15 protein-coding genes are annotated in these 20,216 nt (G+C 64.3%); 9 read left to right on the forward strand and 6 right to left on the reverse strand.

Annotated features, from left to right (window positions below):
• Positions 1 to 22: 22 nt before the first annotated feature.
• Entirely contained in the window at positions 23 to 1,684 is a 1,662-nt protein-coding gene (locus tag I6F12_RS14045; RefSeq protein ID WP_225156652.1) for a thiamine pyrophosphate-binding protein, read from the forward strand.
• Positions 1,685 to 1,845: 161 nt separating this feature from the next.
• Here I6F12_RS14045 and I6F12_RS14050 read toward each other — a convergent pair whose 3' ends face one another.
• Entirely contained in the window at positions 1,846 to 3,225 is a 1,380-nt protein-coding gene (locus I6F12_RS14050) for an LLM class flavin-dependent oxidoreductase (protein WP_036021046.1), read from the reverse strand.
• A 294-nt stretch (positions 3,226 to 3,519) separates the two neighbouring features.
• Between I6F12_RS14050 and I6F12_RS14055 the strand changes: the two genes are divergently transcribed.
• The 6 genes from I6F12_RS14055 to I6F12_RS14080 all read left to right on the forward strand — a co-directional run bounded on the left by I6F12_RS14055 (position 3,520) and on the right by I6F12_RS14080 (position 9,269).
• Positions 3,520 to 4,917: a M20 family metallopeptidase gene (locus tag I6F12_RS14055; protein WP_225156653.1), complete on the forward strand. Its 1,398-nt coding sequence runs from the start codon at positions 3,520 to 3,522 to the stop codon at positions 4,915 to 4,917.
• An 87-nt stretch (positions 4,918 to 5,004) separates the two neighbouring features.
• Positions 5,005 to 5,916 (forward strand): amino acid ABC transporter substrate-binding protein, encoded by a 912-nt coding sequence (locus tag I6F12_RS14060; protein ID WP_225111556.1) that lies wholly within the window; start codon positions 5,005 to 5,007, stop codon positions 5,914 to 5,916.
• Between the two features lie 118 nt (positions 5,917 to 6,034).
• Positions 6,035 to 6,766 carry an amino acid ABC transporter permease gene (locus tag I6F12_RS14065; protein WP_035997279.1) on the forward strand — a complete coding sequence of 244 codons (732 nt, stop codon included), beginning with the start codon at positions 6,035 to 6,037 and terminating at the stop codon, positions 6,764 to 6,766.
• 3 nt (positions 6,767 to 6,769) lie between these two features.
• Positions 6,770 to 7,462: an ABC transporter permease subunit gene (locus I6F12_RS14070; protein ID WP_035997282.1), complete on the forward strand. Its 693-nt coding sequence runs from the start codon at positions 6,770 to 6,772 to the stop codon at positions 7,460 to 7,462.
• Between the two features lie 12 nt (positions 7,463 to 7,474).
• Complete coding sequence (locus tag I6F12_RS14075; protein ID WP_035997285.1) at positions 7,475 to 8,206, forward strand: amino acid ABC transporter ATP-binding protein; 732 nt, start codon at positions 7,475 to 7,477, stop codon at positions 8,204 to 8,206.
• A 202-nt stretch (positions 8,207 to 8,408) separates the two neighbouring features.
• Positions 8,409 to 9,269, forward strand: a complete 861-nt coding sequence (locus tag I6F12_RS14080) for a D-amino-acid transaminase (protein ID WP_036021055.1) — start codon at positions 8,409 to 8,411, stop codon at positions 9,267 to 9,269.
• Positions 9,270 to 9,402: 133 nt separating this feature from the next.
• Here I6F12_RS14080 and I6F12_RS14085 read toward each other — a convergent pair whose 3' ends face one another.
• The 3 genes from I6F12_RS14085 to I6F12_RS14095 are packed head-to-tail and all read right to left on the reverse strand — an operon-like array spanning position 9,403 to position 12,689.
• On the reverse strand, positions 9,403 to 9,864 hold the full coding sequence (locus I6F12_RS14085; RefSeq protein WP_225156654.1) for a carboxymuconolactone decarboxylase family protein: 462 nt from the start codon (positions 9,862 to 9,864) through the stop codon (positions 9,403 to 9,405).
• A 25-nt stretch (positions 9,865 to 9,889) separates the two neighbouring features.
• A complete protein-coding gene (locus tag I6F12_RS14090; RefSeq protein WP_225156655.1) occupies positions 9,890 to 11,503 on the reverse strand; it encodes an MDR family MFS transporter in 1,614 nt (537 codons plus the stop codon).
• 4 nt (positions 11,504 to 11,507) lie between these two features.
• Positions 11,508 to 12,689, reverse strand: a complete 1,182-nt coding sequence (locus I6F12_RS14095) for an HlyD family secretion protein (RefSeq protein WP_225156656.1) — start codon at positions 12,687 to 12,689, stop codon at positions 11,508 to 11,510.
• Between the two features lie 193 nt (positions 12,690 to 12,882).
• On the opposite strand from I6F12_RS14095, the gene I6F12_RS14100 reads away from it, so the two are divergent.
• Together I6F12_RS14100 and I6F12_RS14105 are read left to right on the forward strand one after the other, a co-directional pair.
• Positions 12,883 to 13,794 carry a LysR family transcriptional regulator gene (locus tag I6F12_RS14100; RefSeq protein WP_035997299.1) on the forward strand — a complete coding sequence of 304 codons (912 nt, stop codon included), beginning with the start codon at positions 12,883 to 12,885 and terminating at the stop codon, positions 13,792 to 13,794.
• Positions 13,795 to 13,873: 79 nt separating this feature from the next.
• Complete coding sequence (locus tag I6F12_RS14105; protein WP_225156657.1) at positions 13,874 to 15,133, forward strand: DUF3616 domain-containing protein; 1,260 nt, start codon at positions 13,874 to 13,876, stop codon at positions 15,131 to 15,133.
• Between the two features lie 81 nt (positions 15,134 to 15,214).
• On the opposite strand, the gene iaaH is transcribed toward I6F12_RS14105, so the two are convergent.
• Together iaaH and I6F12_RS14115 are read right to left on the reverse strand one after the other, a co-directional pair.
• Positions 15,215 to 16,636 (reverse strand): indoleacetamide hydrolase, encoded by a 1,422-nt coding sequence (iaaH, locus tag I6F12_RS14110; RefSeq protein WP_036021070.1) that lies wholly within the window; start codon positions 16,634 to 16,636, stop codon positions 15,215 to 15,217.
• 68 nt (positions 16,637 to 16,704) lie between these two features.
• Positions 16,705 to 20,154 carry an indolepyruvate ferredoxin oxidoreductase family protein gene (locus I6F12_RS14115; protein ID WP_225156658.1) on the reverse strand — a complete coding sequence of 1,150 codons (3,450 nt, stop codon included), beginning with the start codon at positions 20,152 to 20,154 and terminating at the stop codon, positions 16,705 to 16,707.
• Positions 20,155 to 20,216 lie beyond the last annotated feature (62 nt).

A 20,216-nucleotide genomic window follows, 5' to 3' on the forward strand; every position in this document is an offset into this window, starting at 1 on the left:
ACGGTCCGCTCCTGGAGGAAACATGAAGGACAAGATCACCGGCCGCTCCGCCTTTCTCGCGCTGCTCAAGGACGAGGGCATCACGCATCTGTTCGGCAACCCTGGAACCACCGAACTGCCGATCATGCATGCGCTGAAGGACCATCCCGATCTCACTTATGTGATGGCGATGCAGGAGAGCCTGGTGGTCGCGATCGCCGACGGCTACAGCCGCGCTTCGGGCAAGCTCGTCGCCTGCAACGTTCACGTCGCGCCCGGCCTCGGCAACGCCATGGGCTCGCTCTACAACGCCCAGTTCACGGGCACGCCGATGATCCTGACGGCGGGCCAGCAGGAGCAGGGCCACGGTCTGATGGAGCCGGTGCTCTATGGTCCGCTGGTGCGCATGGCCGAGCCGCTGGTGAAATGGGCCGTCGAGGTGACACGGCTGGAGGACCTGCCGCGCATCGTGCGCCGCGCCGCCAAGGTGGCGATGACGCCGCCGACCGGGCCGGTGTTCATCTCGCTGCCCGGCGACATCCTCAACAGCGAGGCGGGACTCGATCTCGGTCGTTCCACCCGCATCGATGCGCGCACGAAACCTTCGGACGAGGCGCTGAAGGCCTTTGCCGCACGTCTGCTCAAGGCCGAGCGTCCCGTGATCGTGACCATGGACGAGGTGGTCAAGAGCGATGCTTTGACGGAGGCGGCTGAACTGGCCGAGCTGCTCGGCGCTGCGGCCTATCAGTCCTCGACGCCCTACGGCTCGCACTTTCTGTCCGAAAGCCCGAGCTTCGTCGGCACGCTCGCGCGCGTGCAGAAGGCCGCGCGCGATACGCTCGCGCCGTACGATCTCTTGATCGCCCTCGGCGGCGACCCGCTGCGGATGTCGGTCTATAGCGAGGTCGACGCGCTGCCTGAGGGCCTCGGCATCGTGCAGATCGGTCTCATCGATTGGGAGATTGCCAAGAACTACGGGGCCGAGATCGCGCTGAAGGCGGATCTGAAGGAAACACTGCGCGCGCTGATCCCGGTACTCAAGGAGATGGGCGGCGCGGCCCTCGCGAGCCGCGCCAAGCAGCGTCTCGCCGAGCTCGCGCCGAAGAACTGGACCGCGCGCCGCGCCGCGTTGGTCGAGCAGATCGGCAAGAGTGCCGGCCGCACACCGATTGATCCGGACTTCCTGGTGCTGCAAATGGTCGAGGCCATGCCCGATAACGCCATCCTGGTCGACGAAGGTCTCACCTCCAGCCGCCAGATCACGGCCCTGCATCCGCATCGCGACCGCTACGGCTATCACGGGCTCGCCTCCGGCGGCATCGGCTGGGGCCTGCCGGCCTCGGTCGGCGCCAGCATTGCCAATCCCGATCGCCCCGTGGTGTGCTTCTCCGGCGATGGCAGCGCGATGTACTCGATCCAGTCGCTCTGGACCGCAGCGCATCACAAGCTGCCGCTCAACGTCGTCATCGCCAACAACGGCGGCTATCGCATCATCAAGCAGCGCCTGCTCGCCTTCCACGGCGATGACAATTACGTCGGCATGGATTTCGTCGATCCGCCGGTCGATTTCGCCGGCGTCGCCAAGGCACTCGGCTGTGAGGCGATCAAGGTCAGCGATGTTAGCGAACTGAAGGCAACGCTGACGTCAGCGTTCAATCGGCCGGGAACCAAGCTGATCGAGGTGATGGTGGACGGGAAGGTGTAGCCCCGCAGTCGTCCCCGCGAAGGCGGGGACCCATACCGCGTGATCTATCGACTGCGGCTGGTAGGCGTATCGAGCTCCCGAGTCTTCGCCAAACTACTTCCTGTGGTTATGGGTCCCCGCCTTCGCGGGGACGACAGCCTGGCTGTGGCGCGATCTTCCGCCTACCCCTTCTTCCCCACGCGATACTCCGCCGCGGGATGCGGCGCGTCGAGGCGCGCGCGGCCCTCGCCGAACAGTTTTTCCCGCAACGTGCCCTTGGCGTACTCGCTCTTGTACCTTCCGCGCCGCGTCAGCTCGGGCACCAGCATGTCGGCGATATCCTCGAAATCGCCGGGCGAGATCGCGAACGCGACGTTGAGGCCGTCGACATCCGTCGCCTCGAACCATGCTTCGATCTTGTCTGCGACCATCTCGGGCGTGCCGACCACGACCGGGCCAGCGCCGCCGATGCCGACATGCTCGATGACGTCGCGCACGGTCCAGACGCGGTCAGGGTCGGCGCGGGTCACGTTGTCCATCGCGCTGCGGCCGGCATCGTTCTGGACGTGGCGCACCTGCTGGTCGAGGTCGTAGCCGGAGAAGTCGACGCCGGTCCATCCCGACATCAGCGCCAGCGCGCCTTCTGGGCTGATGTGGCGGCGGTAGTCGGCGTATTTTTCCTTCGCCTCGGCTTCCGTCCGTCCGAGGATGATCGTCATCATCGAGAACATCAGGATCTCCGCCGGATCGCGGCCGAGTGCGGCCGCCTCCTGCCGGATTGCGGAGACGCGCGGCGCGATCACCTTGGCTGACGGTCCCGACATGAACACGCACTCGGCGTGCCTGGCCGCGAACTGCCGGCCGCGCGGCGAGGTGCCGGCCTGGTACAGCACGGGCGTGCGCTGCGGCGAGGGCTCGCTGAGGTGAATGGTGTTGTTGATGCGGTAGTTCGCGCCCGCATGATTGACGCGATGAACTTTTGCCGGGTCGGTGAAGATGCCGCGCTTGCGGTCGCGCAGCACGGCATCGTCTTCCCAGCTGCCTTCCCAGAGCTTGTAGACGACCTCCATATATTCGTCGGCGATGTCGTAGCGGTCGTCATGGCCGGTCTGCTTGTCCTTGCCGGCACCGCGCGCGGCGCTGTCGAGATAGCCGGTGACGACGTTCCAGCCGATCCGCCCCTCGGTGAGGTGATCGAGCGTCGACATCCGCCGTGCGAACGGATAGGGCGGCTCGAAGGACAGATTGCTGGTGACGCCGAAGCCGAGATTTTGCGTCACCGCCGCCATCGCCGACAGCAGCAGCAGCGGCTCGTTCGACGGCGTCTGCGCTGCATTGCGCAAGGCTGCGTCAGGGCTGTTGCCATACACGTCATAGACGCCAAGCACGTCGGCCAGGAACAGCCCGTCGAAACGGCCGCGCTCCAGCGTCTTGGCGAGATCGATCCAGTAGGACAGGCGGTTATACTCGGCGGTACGGTCGCGCGGATGGGTCCACAGGCCCGGTGATTGGTGTGCGACGCAATTCATCGCAAAGGCGTTGAGCCTGATCTCTTTGGCCATGCTGGTCCCTCGGCGCCCTGTACTGAGCGCTCTTCGAATGATAGATGTGCGCCCCAACTTGGCGAAGTTCTTGCATATAATTGGCCCTTGGCAAGGGCCAAGATAGAAGGCTTGCGCTTGGCAAGGCCAAAGTCAGCGTCGCAGCTGTGCCTGGCAAGCCAGTCTCAAGGAAGCAAGAACGAAATCCCAAGAGAGCTACAAGAGAACTACAAGAAACCATCCAAGTCCCCGCCACTTTCGAGGGCCAACCCATGTCGGGTAAGGTCCTTCGTCTCACAGTCTCGAAAAGCAAGCATGACCAGAGCCGACGCCATCGCCCGCGCCCGTGAGGATTTCAAGTCCGGCGCGTTCCTCGCTGAACTCGATCGCCGCGTCGCCTACAAGACCGAGAGCCAGAATCCGCAGCGCGGCCCCGAGCTGCGCGCCTATCTGCAGCAGGAGATGCAGCCGGCTTTCGCCGCGCTCGATTTTTCCAGCCGCATCGTCGAATCCCCGAGCGGCAAGGCGCCGTTCCTGTTCGCCGAGCATCACGAGAGCGCGTCTGCGCCGACCGTGCTGGTCTACGGCCATGGCGATGTCGTCGACGGCATGGAAGGCGAGTGGCGTGATGGCCGGGATCCCTGGCGCACCAATGCTTCCGGGACGCGCCTCTATGGCCGCGGCACCGCCGACAACAAGGGGCAGCACAGCATCAATATGGCCGCGCTGCGTGCGGTGCGCGAGGCGCGCGGCGGTAAGCTCGGCTTCAACGCCAAGTTCATCATCGAGATGGGCGAGGAGATCGGCTCGCCCGATCTCGGCAAGGTCTGCGATCTCCATCGCGACGCGCTCAAGGCCGACCTGTTCATGGCCTCCGACGGGCCGCGCCTCTCGGCCGATCGGCCGACGCTGTTTCTCGGCTGTCGTGGAGGCATCCGCATCCATCTCGACGTGAACTTGCGCGACGGCGGCCACCATTCCGGCAATTGGGGCGGCGTGCTCGCCAACCCCGCGACCATCCTGGTCAACGCGATCTCCACCCTGGTCGACGGCCGCGGCCGTCTCCAGCTCGATGCCTTGAAGCCGCCGCGGCTGACCAACCAGATCCGCTCCTATCTCGCCGACGTCGAGGTGGTGCCGACTGCGGACGAGCCGGCGCTGGCCGAAAATTGGGGCGAGGAGGGTCTATCGGCCGCTGAACGGCTCTACGCCTGGAACACGCTGGAAGTGCTGGCGATGTCCTCAGGCAATATCGAGAAGCCGGCCAACGCGATTCCGGGCCAGGCCAATGCCGTGCTGCAACTGCGTTTCGTGGTCGGGACGAAGGTTGAGGGGCTGATCGACGCTGTCCGCGCGCATCTGGTCGGACGCGGTTTTCCGATGGTCGAGGTGCGCGCGGCGCAGAGTTTTGCTGCATCGCGCACCGATTTCGACAGCCCGTGGATCAAATGGGCGGCGGATTCGGTGCGAGAGACCACCGGCAAGGCGCCGGCCGTGCTGCCGAATTTCGGCGGTTCGCTGCCCAACGACGTGTTTTCCGAGATCCTGGGACTGCCGACGATCTGGGTGCCGCATTCCTATCCCGGCTGCTCCCAGCATGCGCCCAATGAGCACATCCTGCTGCCATTGACCGAAGAGGCCTTGACGGTGATGGCCGGGCTGTTCTGGGATCTCGGCGAGTTGCCAAAGCCACCGACTGGCCCGTTAACCTGAGCCGATAATCCAGCCGAAAGTTACATTCTAATCCGGCCCGATTTGTGCTTGCATCCGGGCCGCATCATCCGAAAGGGGAAGAAAAACGTGAAACATTTCCGTCACATCGGGCTCGCGCTCGCCGCGACCCTCGTCGTCAGCCAAGCCGGGGCCCAGGAGCTGACCGGCACGCTGAAGAACATCAAGGACACCGGCGCCATCACGCTCGGTTTCCGCGATTCCTCGATCCCGTTCTCCTATCTTGACGACAACCAGAAGCCGGTCGGCTTCGCGATGGACATCTGCTACAAGATCGTCGACGCCGTGAAGAAGGAGCTCAAGCTCGACAAGCTCGAGGTCAAGCTCAACCCGGTGACCTCGGCGACCCGTATCCCGCTGATGGCCAACGGCACCATCGACCTCGAATGCGGCTCGACCACCAACAATGCCGAGCGCCAGAAGCAGGTCGCCTTCACCAACACCCACTACCTGACCGCCAGCCGCTATGTCTTCAAGAAGTCGAGCGGCCTGAAGTCGATCGATGACCTCAAGGGCAAGACCGTGGTCTCGACCGCCGGCACCACCAACATTAAGCAGCTCACCGAAGCCAATGTCGCCAAGGGCCTCGGCGCTAACATCATTCCGGCCAAGGATCACGCCGAAGCCTTCCTGATGGTCGAGACCGACCGCGCGGTCGCCTTCGTCATGGACGACATCTTGCTGGCGAGCCTCGTCGCCGGTTCGAAGAACCCGGACGACTACGTTATCTCCAAGGACGCGTTCTCCAAGCCCGAGCCCTACGGCATCATGCTGCGCAAGGACGATCCCGCCTTCAAGAAGGTGGTTGATGCGGCGACCGCCGCGCTCTACACCTCCGGCGAGGCCGAGAAGATCTACAACAAGTGGTTCACCCAGAAGATCCCGCCGAAGGGCCTGAACCTCAACACGCCGATCTCGGCCGAGCTGAAGAACGAGTTCGCCAAGCCGACGGACTCGCCGAACCCGGACGACTACAAGTAAGATAAAACCTCGATTTTTCGATCGGGATCATGTCCGGCCACTCTTGACACCAGGGTGGCCGGACATTTGCATAGGCGCTCAAGACGTCCAATGACGGGCGCGTTCGCGCGGGGGACACGTGAACTACAACTGGAACTGGGGAATCTTCTTCCAGCCGAATCCGATGGGGACCGGCACCTACCTCGACATGCTGCTGTCGGGGCTGGCGCTGACCCTCAAGACCGCGGCGCTGGCCTGGGTGATCGCGCTGATCACAGGCTCGATCGTCGGCGTCATGCGCACGCTGCCGTCGAAGGGCGCCAATTGGTTCGGCTTCGCCTACGTCGAATTCTTCCGCAACATGCCGCTTCTGGTGCAGCTCTTCCTGTGGTTTTTCGTGCTGCCGGAAATTCTGCCGAGGGCGGCCGGGCTGTGGCTGAAGCAATTGCCGAACGCGCCGTTCTGGACGGCGGCGATCGGGGTCGGCTTCTTCATGTCGGCGCGCGTAGCCGTGCAGCTGCAGGCCGGCATCTCCTCGCTGCCGCGCGGGCAGAAGATGGCGGCGACTGCGCTCGGCCTGACCACCGTGCAGGGCTATCGCTACGTGCTGCTGCCGATGGCCTTCCGCATCATCCTGCCGCCGCTGACGTCTGAATTCCTCAACACCATCAAGAACACCGCCGTCGCCATCACCATCGGCCTGCTCGAGCTGACCGGACAGGCGCGCTCGATGCAGGAATTCTCTTTCCAGGTGTTCGAGGCCTTCACCGCCGCGACCATCCTCTATCTCCTCGTCAACGCCGTCGTCGTGACCGCGATGCGCTTCCTCGAGCGCTGGGTTGCGATCCCCGGCTACATCACGGGGAAATAAGCGATGCTCGGCAATCTCGATTTCGACGTCATCCGCCGCGCGCTGCCGTATCTGTTCTACGAGGGCATGACGTTCACGCTGACGCTGACCTTCCTCGCAGCTCTCGGCGGCCTAGTCTTCGGTACGGCGCTCGCCCTGATGCGCCTGTCCGGATTCAAGATTCTGGGCCGCATCGCCGGCATCTATGTCGACTTCATGCGCTCCCTGCCGCTGGTGCTGGTGATCTTCTGGTTCTACTTCCTGGTGCCCTATATCGGGCAGTGGGTGACAGGCGCCTCGCGTCCGATCAGCGTCGGCGCGTTCACGTCCTCGCTCGTCACTTTCATCATGTTCGAGGCGGCATATTTCTCCGAGATCATGCGCGCCGGCATCCAGTCGATCTCGCGCGGCCAGCCGGCCGCGGCGAGTGCGCTGGGGCTGACCTACGCCCAGAGCATGCGCTACGTCGTGCTGCCGCAGGCCTTCCGCAACATGCTGCCGGTGCTGATAACGCAAACCATCGTGCTGTTCCAGGACACCTCGCTGGTCTACGTCCTGTCGATCACCGACTTCCTGGGCGCGGCGAGCAAGGTGGCGCAGCGTGACGGCCGCCTGGTCGAAATGTATCTGTTCGCCGCCGTGGTCTACTTCACCATCTCCTGTATCGCGTCCTACGGCGTCCGCCGCCTCCAGGCGCGCATCGCCATCATTCGCTAGGGCTCCCCGCTCATGATCGAAATCAGCCACGTCAACAAATGGTACAGCCCCACCTTCCAGGTGCTGACCGACTGCACCACCAATGTCACCAAGGGCGAGGTCGTCGTGGTCTGCGGCCCCTCCGGCTCGGGCAAGTCGACGCTGATCAAATGCGTCAATGCGCTGGAGCCGTTCCAGAGCGGCGACATCCTCGTTGACGGCACCAAGGTCAACGACCCCAAAACCGATCTGCCGAAGCTGCGCTCGCGCGTCGGCATGGTGTTCCAGCATTTCGAGCTGTTTCCGCACCTCAAGATCATCGACAATCTCTGCTTGGCGCAGGAGAAGGTGCTGGGTAGGGGGCATGACAAGGCGCAGGCCAAAGGCATGCAGCTGCTCGAGCGCGTCGGCTTGAAGGAGCAGGCGCAGAAATTCCCGGCGCAGCTCTCCGGCGGCCAGCAGCAGCGCGTCGCCATCGCTCGCGCGCTCGCGATGGATCCGATCGTGATGCTGTTCGACGAGCCGACCTCGGCGCTCGATCCGGAAATGGTCAGCGAGGTGCTCGACGTCATGGTCGATCTCGCCCGCGAGGGCATGACCATGATGGTCGTCACCCACGAGATGGGTTTTGCCCGCAAGGTCGCCAACCGCGTCATCTTCATGGACCGCGGCGAGATCGTCGAGGACGCAGCGAAGGACGATTTCTTCGGCAAGCCCCGCAGCGACCGCGCGCAGAAGTTCTTGTCGAAGATTCTTTCGCATTAATCACCGCCACCGTCATTCCGGGGCGCGACGCAGTCGCGAGCCCGGAATCCATAACCACCATCGGGGGTATGGATCCTCAGGTGCGCAATTGCGCACTTAGCGCGCGCTACGCGCGTCCCGGGATGACGAGGGTAGGGTTTATCCAGCCCGCCAAATCCCCTATACCGGTGGCCAAATCCCTTCCCTCCCCAGGAGACCTGCCTTGGACTCGATCGCCTACGTCAACGGCTCATTCGTCCCGCTCTCGGAAGCCAAGATCTCGGTGCTCGATCGCGGCTTCCTGTTCGCCGACGGCATCTACGAGGTCTCGGCCGTGCTCGACGGCAAGCTGGTCGACAATGCTTCGCATCTGGCGCGGCTGGAGCGGTCCGTCGGCGAGATCAAGTTGAAGCTGCCGGAGACCATCGAGCGCATCACCGAGCTGCAGAAGGAGCTGATCGCGCGCAACAAGCTCGTGAACGGCCTCGTCTATCTCCAGGTGACGCGCGGTGCCGACAAGGGGCGCGACTTCCCGTTCCCCAAGGCTGACGTCAGGTCGAGCCTGGTGATGTTCACGTCGGAGAAGGACATCATCAATGCCGCGGTGGCCAAGACCGGCATCAACGTCATCACGGTGCCCGACATCCGCTGGGAGCGCCGCGACATCAAGAGCGTGGCGCTGCTGGCGCAGGTGCTGGCAAAGCAGGCCGCGGCGGAAGCCGGCGCCGGCGAAGCCTGGATGCTGCAGGATGGCTATGTGACCGAAGGCGGCTCGTCCACGGCGTTCATCCTGACCAAGGACGACGTCATCGTCACCCGCCAGAACTCCAACGCGATCCTGCCCGGCTGCACCCGCAAGGCCGTGATTGCGCTTGCCGAGGAGCGCCAGCTGCGCGTCGAGGAACGCTCCTTCACGGTCGCCGAAGCGCTCGCCGCCAAGGAAGCCTTCATCACCAGCGCATCCTCCTTCGTGCAGCCGGTGGTCGCCATCGACGGCAAGACGATCGGCGACGGCAAGCCCGGCCCGATGGCGACGCGCCTGCGCGAGATTTACGTGGACTTCGCCAAGGCGACGGCGGTGTAAGCGGCATAGGCAGCTGTCGTAGGGTGAGCAAAGGCGCGCTTGCGCCGTGCCCACGCCTTCTCACGTTTTTGCTGAAGAATGGTGGGCACGCTTACGCTTTGCCCACCCTACGCGACCGTCCGTTGCCGTCGGTTTAAGCCACTGACGCCTTCACCTTCACCGAATGCACGGCGCGGAATGCGATCGCGATCCTGTTCCAGGCATTGATGGCACCGATCAGCATGGTCAGGTTCACCGTCTCCTCCTCGGAGAACTGCGCGCGGACCTGTTCGTAAGTCTCGTCGGGCGCATGCGTCTCTGAGATCAGCGTCACCGCTTCGGTCCAGGCCAGCGCGGCGCGCTCGCGGTCGGAATAGAGCGGGGATTCGCGCCAGGCATTGAGCAGGTAGATGCGCTGCTCGGTCTCGCCGCGCTTGCGGGCGTCCTCGGTGTGCATGTTGATGCAGAAGGCGCAGCCATTGATCTGCGAGGCCCGGATCTTGACCAACTCGATCAGCGATTTCTCGACGCCCGTCGACTGGATCTGCGCCTCCAGCGCCATCAGCGCTTTGATCGTATCGGGTGCGGCCTGATAGTAGTTCATGCGGGGCTTCATGGTCGTTCTCCTTTTCGTTGGTTGATCAGTGGGCTCCGCCGGCCGAGACCTGGCCAGGCTTCTTCAGAAAGAATACGGCGATGAGAGCGACGATCAGCGCCATTCCGAGCAGGTAGAAAGTATCGCTGAAGGCGAAGATATAGGCCTGCTTCTGCACGGTATGGCCGATCGCGACATAGGCGCGATGCGCGGCGTCCGCACGGTCGATAACGCCGTGATTGACGAAATATTGCGTGAGCTGCTCGAGCCGCGTGCGCGTGGCCTCCTCGAACACAGAAACCGACTGCATCAGCACGTTGGAGTGATATTGCTCGCGCTTGGACAGCACGGTTTGCAGCAGCGCGATGCCGACGGCGCCGCCGAGATTGCGCATCATGTTGAACAGGCCGGAGGCCGAGCCCGCATTCTCCGCTTCGATGCCTGCGGTCGCGGCCGCCGACAACGGCGCCATCACCAGCGCCTGGCCGATGGCGCGCACGATATTGGGCCACAGCAGCTGGTCGGCGGCATAGTCGTTGGTCATGTTGATGTTCATGAAGTTGGATGCTGCGAACAGAACGAAGCCGACGCCGATGATGATCCGCGCATCGAACTTCTGCATCAGGCGCGGCACCAGCGGGATCAGCACGAGTTGCGGCAGCCCGGTCCAGGCCAGCACCATGCCGATCTGCTCGGCATTGTAGCCCTGAATACGCGCCAGATATTGCGGCAGGATGAACACGGAGCCGTAGAGTGCAATGCCGAGCAGGAAGTTCGCGAGCATGCCGAAGCCGAAATTGCGACGCACGAGCAGACGCAGATTGAGCAGTGGCTTCTTCACCGTGAGCTCGATGATCAGGAATGCCGTCAGCGCAACAGCGGCGATGATCGAGAGCTTGACGATGAACGGCGAGCCGAACCAGTCGTCCTTGTTGCCTTCCTCCAGCACGGTCTGGAGCGCGGACAGGCCGATCGCCATGGTGATGATGCCGGCCCAGTCGCCCTCGCGAAGCAGCGCCAGCTTCATCGGCTTGGGCTCGAGCGCGTACCAGAGCATGCCGACCATGATCGCGCCGGGAACCAGGTTGACGTAGAAGATGTATTGCCAGCCGAAATTCTCGGTGAGATAGCCGCCGATGGTCGGGCCGATCGCCGGCGCGAAAGTCGCCGACAGCGCGAACAGCGCAAGGCCGACCGGCTGCTTGGCGCGCGGCAGCAGCATGATGATCAGCGTGAAGGCCATCGGGATCAGCACGCCGCCGGTGAAGCCCTGGATGGCACGCAGCACGATCATCTGCGACAGATCCTGCGCCAGTGCGCAGGCCGCGGACAGAACCAGGAACAGGATCGCGTTGGTGAGCAGATAGATGCGGATCGAGAACACCTGCGCGAGCCAGCCCGACAGCGGGATGACCACGATCTCGGCGATCAAATAGGAGGTCGAGATCCAGCCGCCGTCGTCGATGCCGGCGCCGATCGCGCCCTGGATGTCCGCGAGCGAGGCGTTGACGATCTGGATGTTCAGCACCGCCATAAAGGCGCCGAGCGTGGCGCCGATCACCGCGATCCAGGTCTTTGTCGACACCGCCGGCGCGGCGGATGCTACGGGGGCGGGAAGATTGGCGGAGGTGGCGTTGAGGGCCGGTTGGAGCGTGCCCATGGCTTCAACCCCCATTCGCGCGGGACGTATTGTCGGCAAGGCGCTTGGCCGTCTCGCGCTCGGCCAGCACCGCCTGTTTGGTGTCGACGGTCGGCACCGCGGACATGCCGGGCCGCAGCAAGCCGGTGAGGCTGTGGTCGTCGAGGACGATCTTCACCGGAACGCGCTGCACGATCTTGGTGAAATTGCCGGTGGCGTTGTCGGGCGGCAGCAGCGCGAATTCGAGCCCGCTCGCCGGCGACAGGCTGTCGACATGGCCGCGCAGGCTGATGTTGCGGAAGCTGTCGACGTGCAGCTCGACCGGCTGGCCCGGCCGCACATGGGTGAGCTGGGTCTCCTTGAAATTGGCGACGACGTAGACGGCGTCGAGCGGCACCACCGCCATCAATTGCGTGCCGGCCTGCACGTATTGGCCGACACGCAAGCTGCGGGCGCCGACCGTGCCGTCCACCGGCGCGGTGATCTCGGTATAGGACAGGTTCAGCGCCGCCTGCTGCGCGACCGCGCGGGCGCGTTCGAGCTGGGCGGTGGCCTGGGCGCGCTGGGTGGTGAGCACGTCGACCTTGCGCTGCGCGGCGACGAGGCCGGACTTGGCATGCTGCAATTGCGCGCTGCTGGCGCGCAGCGCCGCGTCGGTCTGCTGCGCGCGCTGGATCGTGCCGGAGCCCGACTTCATGAGGTCGTCGTAGCGGGCGCGCTCCTCCTGCGCGAATTTCAGATTGGCTTCTGCAGCGGCGACGTCGGCGGTGCTCTGTTCAATGATCGGCTGCTGCAGTTCGAGCTGGGCGTCGATGTTGCGGACCGAGGCTTCGCCGGCAGCGACGTCGGCTTTCGCCTGGTCGAGTGCCGCCTTGAAATCGCGGTCATCGATCTTGGCCAGCAGCTGGCCTGCCCGAACCTTCTCATTGTCGCCGACCAGCACCTTGGCGATGTAGCCGGAGACCTTCGGCGCGACGATCGTGGAATCCGCCTTCACATAGGCGTCGTCGGTGGATTCGAGGTATCGGCCGTTGGTCCAGTAATCGTGTCCGTAGTAGGCCATGGTCGCAGTGCCTGCGAGCAGCGCGAGCACCAAGGCCGCGCGCCGAACCCTGTTCCGGGCCGGGATAGCGGACGGCGCCTTGGCGTAATCGCGCGTGATTTCAGTGGCTTGCTGGAAGGTCTCGGTGCGGGGCATTTCGGACATTGCAGTCTCCTGTCGGCTGCTGAGACTATCGGTCTTGCTGGCTTGGATGATAATCGGCTAGATTCTGGAAGGATTATCCATTCAGGGTGGATAATCTGAGCGGTCACCCCGGTTCGTGATGTCTCCCGGGTCAGGAGCGCGGCTACGCCAGCGCGATTGCTGCTGAGGCGCACATCCCAGTGCAAGGAAAGCCATGGATCGATTGACCAGCCTCGAAGTGTTCAGCCGGGTGGTCGAGACCGGCGGCTTCTCCGCAGCAGCCCGCAAGCTCAACATGTCGACCACCATGGTGAGCAATCACGTGCAGGCATTGGAAGACCGGCTCGGGGTGCGGCTGCTTCACCGCACCACGCGCAAGGTCAATCTGACCGAGATCGGGAAGGCCTATTACGACCGCTGCGTGCAGATTCTCGCCGATATCGAACAGGCCGACGACATCGCGAGCGAATTGCAGTCGGTGCCGCGCGGGACGCTGCGCATTCACGTCGCCACGCACATGGTGCCGTTCGTCGCGCCGATTGCGGCCAAACTGCTGTCGACCTATCCGGAGCTCAAGATCGATCTGCGCATGGGCGAGGCCGAGGTCGACCTCATCGAAGAAGGCTATGACGTTGCCCTGCGCATGACACAGCCACCGGATTCAAGCCTGATCGTGCGCAGCCTTGCCACCTGGCGCCACGTGCTGTGCTGCTCCCACGATTACATCGAGAAGCACGGCCGGGTGCAGAAGCTCGACGAGCTCACCGGGCACAATTGTGGTCGGCACTTGAACTATCCGTTCGGCGACGAATGGCGCTTCCTCGATCGCAAGGGCACGCCGGCCTCGGTGCGCGTCTCCGGCAGCTTCGTCACCAATAGCGGAGAAGCGCTGCGCGAGGTCGCGCTGGAGGGCGCCGCAATCTGCCTGATGGCGGGGTTCCTCATTCAGGATGATCTCGAAGCTGGCCGCCTCGTGCGCCTGTTGCCGGAATATCGGACGGTCGAGCTCTCCATGAACGCGGTCTATCCGCATCGTCATCATCTGTCGGCGAAAGTGAGGACCTTCATCGACCTGCTCGTGCACCACAGCGCCGAGCAGCAGAAGCTGATCAACCCGTATTCATGAGACCTTTCGCCGCCGGCTGCACGTGCGGCAGAAAGCGTGTTGACAACGCCGAGTTGTCTGCAACAATACAACCTGAGATATGAATGATGTATTTGAGACCGAGGCATTCGGTTCGATTCTTTTTGATACGACGTTTCGTCAAGGCCAGCTTTCTAGCTTCTCCTCTTCCATCTGTTGCTCTTCCATGTTTGACGGATCGACCGGCGGCAAGCCGGTCAACGTTCGCTTGCGTGAGAGCTTCGCAAGGGATTGGCGGCATCATCCTGTGATGGAGCTGGATGACTTGGTCTGGCCCGACTGCGGCTCTAGGGAGGCTTCGATGACCATTGCCAGAGCAGGATGGATTGCGACTTTGCTGCTCGGCCTCGTGATGGCGGGTGGCGTGCAGCCTTCTCCTGCTGCGGCCGACGATGCGTGGCCGGTCAAGAACAAGCTGATCGGCAAGGACGGAGGCAAGTCGAAGGATGTCAGCGGCATCGCCTGCACGACCGCTGATGGGTTTCCCCGTTCGTGCCTCGTTATCGACGACAATCTCCAGGGCGCTCAATTCATCGAATTGACCGACGGCAAGCTCGTCGCCGGCAGCCCCGTGAAGTTGATCAACAACACGTTCAATGGCAAGGCGCTCGAACTTGATGGCGAGGGCGTCGCCTTCTCCAAACGGCAGTATTACGTCATCGGCTCGCATGGCCATCCGCGGGACAAGGACCACAAGCTCGACCCCAAGAAAGATGCCGATAAGATTCGGGCGAGGATTGCCGCAAGCAGCCAGATCGTTCGGTTCCGCACGACGGGGGCAGATGGCAATGCGTCGGGCATCGAGCGTACAGGGCAATTGCGAGAGGTCATCGCGGCCGAACCTGCGCTTCTCGAGTTCATGGATATCAGGCTGGAGAAGAACGGCTTGACCATCGAGGGCCTGGCGATCAAGGACGATCGGACGTTGCTCGCGGGATTCCGGGGCCCCGTCTTGAACGACAATCGCGCCGTCGTCCTGTCGGTAGAGATAGACGCGCTGTTCGGTGATCGAAAAAGCACGTCTCACCGGCTGTTCCGACTTCCGCTCGGTGACAACAGGGGTGTACGCGATCTCGCCGCGTTCGGCGATCGCACCCTCATCCTGGCCGGTCCTGGTGCGGACGGGCCGGGAGCCTACGCAATATATTCTTGGGACGGAGCGTCCGAGACCGTACGGCTATTGAAGGAACTCCCGTTCGATCCAAAGCGAAAGCCGGAGGGACTACTGCCGCTGGGCGCGACTTCCGCCGGATTGCGCGTCCTGATCATATTCGACAGCGATAAGGAAGGTACGCCCACCCCCATCGAAATACCACGATGAACGGGATCGGACCTCCCCTCGCCTTGTCCGGCCGGCCGAACGAACGAGGCGCCACCTTCCATCATTTCCGGAGGGAGTCCGTCAGCGAGCCGGTGGCGGCAAGCGGCCGAACGCAGCCTCGAGCGCCATGCCGATCGCGAGCAGGCGGGAATCGCTACCAGCGGGGCCATCGAGCTCAAGCCCGATCGGCAATCTGCTGCTGGCACCGAGCGCGATCGGGATCTGGATGCCGGGAATCCCGGCATTGCTGCCGGGGTCCGTGTTCTGAATGAACAGGCCGAAATTCTCGAGGCTGCTGGACTCCGGATTGGAGGGGATGGCGACGCGCGGCGTGGTCGGGAAGGCGATCGCATCGAGCCGGTTGTCGGCAAAGCTCCTGGTGTACAGCGCCTGCAGCGCGGGGCGCGCAATCTCGATCGCGGCGTCGTAGATCGGCTTGGCGTCGACCAGGGTGCCGTCGGGACCAGGCAGCTTGCGCGGGATCACCAAGCCGTCATAGGTGCCCTTCACATCGGCGCTGGCGATCTGCTCCGCCAATGCCGCGATGGAGAGGCCGGTGCCGGTGTGCCTGAGATAGGCGACCAGATCGTCATAGGCCTCGTACAGCGCGACGGGAAAGCTGACCTGGGCGTCGAGCTCTGCCAGTTGCGGCATCTCGATCCCGACGACCGTGACGCCTTGCACCTTCATTTTCGCGACGGCTTCCTGGAACGCGGCCTCGGTGTCGGCATCGAGATTGGCCAGCATCGATCTCGCGAGGCCGACGCGGACCTGCGTCAGATCCGCCGGCGCAAGCGCATCGCCACCGGCGATGACGCGGTCGAGCAGCGCGACATCCGCCATGGTCGCAGCCATCGGGCCTGCGGTATCGCGGGTGTGCGAGATCGGTGCGATGCCGTCTTGCGGGTAGCGGCCGACCGTCGGGCGCAGCGAGGCGCATCCGTTCAGGGCGGCAGGCACCCGCACCGATCCGCCGGTGTCCGTGCCGAGCCCGCCGGCGACGATCCGTGCGCCAATCGCCGCCCCCGTGCCTGACGAGGAGCCGCCGGCGATCAAAGTGCGATCATAGGCGTTGCGCACGCCATACTCGGCGCCGGTCTTGAACGCGGTGTTGTAGCCGGAGATGCCGAAGGCGAGCTCGTGCATGCTGGTCTTGCCGATGATGACCGCCCCGGCATCGCGCAGCTTTGTCACGACAGGCGCGTCGGCCTTCGGAATGTAATCCTTCAGCGCCGGTGTGCCGGCGCTGCAGGGCAGTCCCGCGACCTCGATATTGTCCTTGATCACGATAGGTACGCCGCCGAGCGGCTTTGTCTTGTCGCCTGCCGCGTCGAACGCGGCCGCGGCCTTCAAGGCGCCGGCTTCGTCCAGGGTGACAAAGGCATTGAGCTCGGCGTTGGCCTTGGCACGGGCCAGGGCTTCCCGGGTGAGTGCGGTGCTCGTGAATGTCCCGGCGGCGAGGCCGGCCGCGGCCTCCGTCAGTGTCAACTGGTCGAAATCCATGATGCATCACCCGATTGCAGGAGGCCATCAGAGCGCCCCTTAGAGGCTGAAGCGTCCGCGGCGCCGCGTCAACCGGTGGCGTGCATCCTTGCCGGCGATGGCGTGTCCAGTTCGGCGAGCAGCCGCTCGACTTCGGCCTTCACCTTCAAAATCGCGATGTCCTTCACCGGGCCATAGCCGCGGATATCCATCGGGCCTTTGGCGATCGCCACGAGATTTGGCAGATGCGCCGCATCGAGCTCGCCCAGCATCCGATCGACCAGGCCTTCATACCAGGCGATCAGTTCACGCTCGGCGCGCCGTTCCGCGGTGTAGCCGAACGGATCGAACGGCGTTCCACGCAGTGCTTTCAAGCGCGCGAGCATGGCCAGAGGCACCTGAATCCACTGGCCGAAGGCGCGTTTGCGCGGACGTCCCCGTGCATCGCGCCGCGACTTCAGAAACGGCGGGGCGAGGTGGTACTGGATGCTGAAGCCGTCCTCGAATTCACGCTTCAGCTCGTCGAGAAAGCCGCTTCGCATGTGCAGCCGCGCCACCTCGTACTCGTCCTTGTAGGCCATCAGCTTGAACAGGCCGCGAGAGACCGCCTCGGTCAGCGCCTGGCTGTTCAGCTTGGCCTCGGCATTGCGGACCTTTCCGACCATCGCCCGGTAGCGCGCCGCGTAGGCGTCGTCCTGATAGGTCGTGAGGAACTCGGCGCGCCGGGCAATGATCTGGTCGAGCGTCTCGGCTTCAGGTGCCTTGTCCGAGGTCGGCAGAAAATCCGGATCGGCAGCGGCGATCCGGCCCCAGGCAAAGGCCTGCTTGTTGCGCTCGACCGCGACGCCGTTGAGCTCGATCGCGCGGAGCAGCGCCTGCAGCGAAACAGGGACGAGACCGCGCTGCCAGGCAAAGCCCAGCATGATGATGTTGGCGTAGACGGCATCGCCGAGCAGGCGCTCGGCCAGCGCATTGGCATTGAACCTGTCGAGATTGTGCTCGCCGATGACCTGACCGATTGCGCGCAGGCGGCTTGGCGCAGCGAGATCGGCGTCGCGGAAGCGGACCACGTCGCCGGTCGGCATTTCCGCGGTGTTGACGGCGGCACGGGTGCCGCGGCGATATGTGCCTGATGCCTTGGGCGAGGAGCTGACGACGAGGTCGCAGCCGATCAGCGCATCGGCCGCGCCCTGGTCGATGCGAACCTGGTGCAGCGCCTCGGGGCTCGCGGCCAGGCGAATGTAGCTCAGCACAGGCCCGAATTTCTGCGCAAAGCCGGTGAAGTCGAGCACCGAAACGCCGCGGCGTTCCAGATGCGCGGCCATGCCGATCAGCGCGCCGACGGTGATCACGCCGGTGCCGCCGACGCCGGTCACCAAGAGATCGTAGGGCCGCTCGAGCGTTGCGGGCGCGGGCAGGGGTAGTGTGGCGGCGCGGTCGGCCGCGTCGATATGGCTCGCGCTCTTCTTCCGCCGCGTCGCGCCTTCGACCGTGACAAAGCTCGGGCAGAAGCCGTTGAGGCAGGAAAAATCCTTGTTGCAGGCCGACAGATTGATCTGCCGCTTGCGGCCGAACGGCGTCTCCTTCGGCTCGACGCTGAGGCAGTTGGATTCGACCGAGCAGTCGCCGCAGCCTTCGCAGACGAGGTCGTTGATGTAGGCGAAGCGCTTGGGATCGGCCATCTGCCCGCGCTTGCGCCGGCGCCGCTTCTCGGTGGCGCAGGTCTGCTGGTAGATCAGCACCGAGACGCCGGGAACCTCGCGCAGCTCGCGCTGCACGGCATCCATCTCCTCACGCGGATGGATGGTCACGCCGGATGGCAGGTCGGCCGGCCTGAATTGCGCGGGATCGTCCGACACCAGGGCGATGCGCTCGACACCTTCGGCGCGGACGCTGTGGGCGATGGCATGGACGCTGACGGGCCCGTCGACCGGCTGGCCGCCGGTCATGGCGACCGCGTCGTTGAACAGGACCTTATAGGTGATGTTGGCCTTGGCCGCGATCGCCTGCCGGATCGCCATCGAGCCGGAGTGATAATAGGTGCCTTCGCCGAGATTCTGGAACACGTGCTTGCGGCCGGTAAATCGCGATGAAGCAGCCCAGTTCACGCCCTCGCCGCCCATCTGGATCAGCGAGGAGGTCTCGCGGTCCATCCAGCTCGCCATGAAGTGACAGCCGATGCCGGCGAGCGCCTTCGATCCTTCCGGCACTTTGGTCGAGGTGTTGTGCGGACATCCCGAGCAGAAATAGGGCGTGCGCGTCGCGCCGCTGACATTGATCGTTCGCGCGGCTTCCGGCATCAAGGCGGCCGCGCGCGCGGCGAGATTGAGACCCGGAAACATCGGATCGAGCCGGCGCGCGAGCACGTTCGCGAGCGCGCGAGGCGACAATTCGCCGATCCAGGAGATCAGCCGTACGCCGGTTTCGTCGTGCTTGCCGACCATGCGCTCGGGCTTGCTGCCGGGATAGTCGTAAAAATACTCCTTGAACTGGCTCTCGATGATGCCGCGCTTCTCCTCGACCACCAGGATCTCGCGCTTGCCTCTCACGAACTCCATCGCGTCGTGCAGCGCCAGCGGCCAGACCATGCCGACCTTGTAGACGTCGATGCCGATGCGGCGACAGGCCGCTTCATCGAGGCCCATCAGCCGCAGCGCTTCCATCAGGTCGAGATGCGCCTTGCCGGTGGTGACGATGCCGTAGGTGGCGCTGGGGATATCGTAGATGTGCCGGTCGATCGGGTTGGCCTTGGCAAAGGCGTAGACCGCGTGCTTCTTCGCTTCCAGCCGTTCCTCGATCTGCGGGCCCGGCAAATCGGGCCAGCGATAGTGCAGGCCGCCCGGCGGCGGCGTGAAGTCTGGCGTGCGGAAGAGGCGCGGCGGGCGGAGCGCGACGGAGGCGCCCGATTCCACGATCTCGGAGATCGCCTTGAAGCCGACCCACATGCCGGAGAAGCGGCTCAGCGCGTAGCCATATTCGCCGAACGCCAGATATTCGCCGACGTCCGAGGGGTGCAACGTCGGCATGAACCAGCTCATGAAGGCGACGTCGGACTGGTGCGGCATCGAGGAGGAGACGCAGCCATGGTCGTCGCCGGCGACCACCAGCACGCCGCCATGCGGCGAGGAGCCATAAGCGTTGCCGTGCTTGAGCGCATCGCCGGACCGATCGACGCCCGGGCCCTTGCCGTACCAGAGCCCGAACACGCCATCGACCTCGCGGTCGCCTTGCGTCTCGACCTGTTGCGATCCCAGCACCGCGGTAGCCGCGAGGTCCTCGTTCACGGCGGGGAGGAATTCGATGCGGTCCCGCTTGAGCCGCTGCTGGATGCGCCAGAGCTCGAGATCGATGCCACCGAGCGGCGAGCCGCGATAGCCGGAGATGAAGCCGGCGGTGTTGAGCCCGGCCGCACGGTCTCGTCGCGCCTGGTCGAGCGCGATGCGGACGATGGCCTGCGTGCCCGTGAGGAAGACGCGGCCCTCCTCGCGTTCATAGCGATCGGAGAGCTCGTACGTGTCGAGTGACGGAGTGGCGTCCATGGCGGACCTCGCGCGGCATCCTGCCCAGTGATGGAAGGCTATGCCCGGGCCGCTGGTAGGTC

Source organism: Bradyrhizobium sp. IC4059, assembly GCF_020193615.1.
Taxonomy (GTDB): domain Bacteria; phylum Pseudomonadota; class Alphaproteobacteria; order Rhizobiales; family Xanthobacteraceae; genus Bradyrhizobium; species Bradyrhizobium yuanmingense.

Coding starts and splice junctions, on each gene's coding strand:
- I6F12_RS14045 (WP_225156652.1), top strand. CDS start 23: ATGAAGGACAAGATCACCGGCCGCTCCGCCTTTCTCGCGCTGCTCAAG.
- I6F12_RS14050 (WP_036021046.1), bottom strand. CDS start 3,225: ATGGCCAAAGAGATCAGGCTCAACGCCTTTGCGATGAATTGCGTCGCA.
- I6F12_RS14105 (WP_225156657.1), top strand. CDS start 13,874: ATGAATGATGTATTTGAGACCGAGGCATTCGGTTCGATTCTTTTTGAT.
- I6F12_RS14095 (WP_225156656.1), bottom strand. CDS start 12,689: ATGTCCGAAATGCCCCGCACCGAGACCTTCCAGCAAGCCACTGAAATC.
- iaaH (WP_036021070.1), bottom strand. CDS start 16,636: ATGGATTTCGACCAGTTGACACTGACGGAGGCCGCGGCCGGCCTCGCC.
- I6F12_RS14085 (WP_225156654.1), bottom strand. CDS start 9,864: ATGAAGCCCCGCATGAACTACTATCAGGCCGCACCCGATACGATCAAA.
- I6F12_RS14115 (WP_225156658.1), bottom strand. CDS start 20,154: ATGGACGCCACTCCGTCACTCGACACGTACGAGCTCTCCGATCGCTAT.
- I6F12_RS14070 (WP_035997282.1), top strand. CDS start 6,770: ATGCTCGGCAATCTCGATTTCGACGTCATCCGCCGCGCGCTGCCGTAT.
- I6F12_RS14075 (WP_035997285.1), top strand. CDS start 7,475: ATGATCGAAATCAGCCACGTCAACAAATGGTACAGCCCCACCTTCCAG.
- I6F12_RS14100 (WP_035997299.1), top strand. CDS start 12,883: ATGGATCGATTGACCAGCCTCGAAGTGTTCAGCCGGGTGGTCGAGACC.
- I6F12_RS14090 (WP_225156655.1), bottom strand. CDS start 11,503: ATGGGCACGCTCCAACCGGCCCTCAACGCCACCTCCGCCAATCTTCCC.
- I6F12_RS14055 (WP_225156653.1), top strand. CDS start 3,520: ATGACCAGAGCCGACGCCATCGCCCGCGCCCGTGAGGATTTCAAGTCC.